Below are 2,119 nucleotides of genomic sequence, written 5' to 3'. Positions count from 1 at the left end.
CGTCAGCACCACGTCAACGCGGTCACCGGGCGTGACGAAGCCGCCGACGCCGGCTATCTCGTCGGTGCGGATGGTGACCGCCCGCATTCCGGGCGTCATCATGTTGGAAAGCGTCGCGCGGCCATTTGGCCCAGACAGCTTGGTCAGCAGCACCGGTTCGTTGACCTCGATAGGCGACAGCACCACGCGAGTGCCGTCGGCGAGCAAGGCATTGATGGTGGTGAAGGCGCCCTGCGGCACGGCCTCTTGCGACCACGGGATTTCGCTGAGCTGCGCGCGGTCGAGCGCCATGCCGTAGCGCAATGGGGCATTCGCCACCACGATGGTCTTGAACTCGACCTTCGGCACAACAAGTGCCGGGATCGACGACGTCTTCTCTTCGGAATCGGCCTCGGCCTGGCTTTTGACCCAGAAATCCGCGGCAAAGATCGAGATCGCCCCGAAAACGGCGGCGATGCCGATCATCGATATGGCCTTGCCCCTCACGCCTAAACCCCTGATATCAGCAGTTTCTTGTTTTGTTGGGCTCACGCTAGGCCGCATTGTTAAAGAATCAGGAATCTTGCGCGGCGGCATCGGACCTATTTCCGCCAGCTTGGTTATCGAATGGTTTTGGGTTAAGAGGGATCAGATCCCCGAACGGAACAGGAACCTCGGTCGCTTGGCGCTGAAAAGCGTGGCAGTATCGCGAGGTGATTCGCAGCACCGGACCCTATGGCAGGCATGGACGACAACAACGATCTCTTCGGCAATATGGACAAGCAGCCGCAGCCGGTTCGCACACCGGCGCGCCCGGCGGATCCGCTGGTGCAGGCCACCAAGCGTCCTGCCTCAATCAAGGATGGCAGCGAGGGCTATAGCGCTGCCGACATCGAGGTGCTGGAAGGGCTGGAGCCGGTGCGCCGCCGGCCAGGCATGTATATCGGCGGCACCGACGACAAGGCGATGCACCATCTGTTCGCCGAGGTCATCGACAATTCGATGGACGAGGCGGTAGCCGGCCATGCCACCTTCATCGATGTCGAGCTCTCGGCCGACGGCTATCTCGCCGTGACCGACAATGGCCGCGGCATCCCGATCGATCCGCACCCGAAGTTCAAGAAGCCGGCGCTCGAAGTGATCATGACGACGCTGCATTCGGGCGGCAAGTTCGACTCCAAGGTTTACGAGACATCAGGTGGCCTGCATGGCGTCGGCGTGTCCGTGGTCAACGCGCTGTCGGACCATCTCGAGGTCGAGGTCGCGCGGGGACGGCAACTGTATCGACAAAAATTCTCGCGCGGCGTTCCCGTGACCGGCCTGGAGCAACTGGGCGAAATCCACAACCGGCGCGGCACAAAGATCCGATTCCACCCCGACGAGCAGATTTTCGGCAAGGGCGCTGCGTTCGAACCGGCGCGGCTCTACCGCATGACGCGCTCGAAAGCCTATTTGTTCGGTGGTGTCGAGATCCGCTGGACCTGCGATCCGTCGCTGATCAAGGAAAAAGATCAGACACCGGCCAAGGCTGAATTCCATTTTCCCGGCGGCCTGAAGGATTATCTCAAGGCATCGCTCGGCGACGACTTCCAGGTGACTCGCGAAATCTTCGCCGGCAAGAGCGAGAAACAAGGCGGCCATGGCTCGCTCGAATGGGCGGTGACCTGGTTCGGCGGCGACGGCTTCATCAATTCCTACTGCAACACCATCCCGACCGGCGAAGGCGGCACCCACGAAGCCGGCTTCCGCAACGTGCTGACGCGGGGCCTGCGCGCCTATGCCGATCTCGTCGGCAACAAGCGCGCCTCGATCGTGACCTCGGAAGACGTCATGATCTCGGCGGCGGGCATGCTGTCGGTGTTCATCCGCGAGCCGGAATTCGTCGGCCAGACCAAGGACAGGCTGGCGACGATCGAGGCAATTCGAATTGTCGAGACCGCGATCCGCGATCCGTTCGACCATTGGCTGGCCGACAATCCGCAGGAAGCCTCGAAGCTGCTCGAATGGGTGATCGCGCGCGCCGACGAGAGGGTGCGCCGACGGCAGGAAAAAGAGGTGTCGCGCAAGAGCGCGGTGCGCAAACTGCGGCTGCCGGGCAAGCTCGCCGATTGCACGCAGAATGCCGCGGCCGGCGCTGAAC

The 2,119-nt window shown here is 62.4% G+C and carries 2 protein-coding genes; one reads left to right on the top strand and one right to left on the bottom strand.

Annotated features, from left to right (window positions below):
* Nucleotides 1-486, bottom strand: a 486-nt coding sequence (cpaB, locus tag EN906_RS31935) for a Flp pilus assembly protein CpaB (protein ID WP_245484373.1), incomplete at its 3' end; no start/stop codon positions are given.
* Nucleotides 487-723: 237 nt separating this feature from the next.
* On the opposite strand from cpaB, the gene EN906_RS31930 reads away from it, so the two are divergent.
* Nucleotides 724-2,119 (top strand): ATP-binding protein (locus EN906_RS31930; protein WP_127375671.1); only part of this gene is annotated, 1,396 nt, incomplete at its 3' end.

The sequence above is a fragment of the Mesorhizobium sp. M7A.F.Ca.CA.004.06.1.1 genome (assembly GCF_003999135.1).
Classification (GTDB): Bacteria; Pseudomonadota; Alphaproteobacteria; order Rhizobiales; family Rhizobiaceae; genus Mesorhizobium.
The sequence above is the reverse complement of the archived record's forward strand: the minus strand, read 5'-3'. Positions and strand labels throughout refer to the sequence as shown.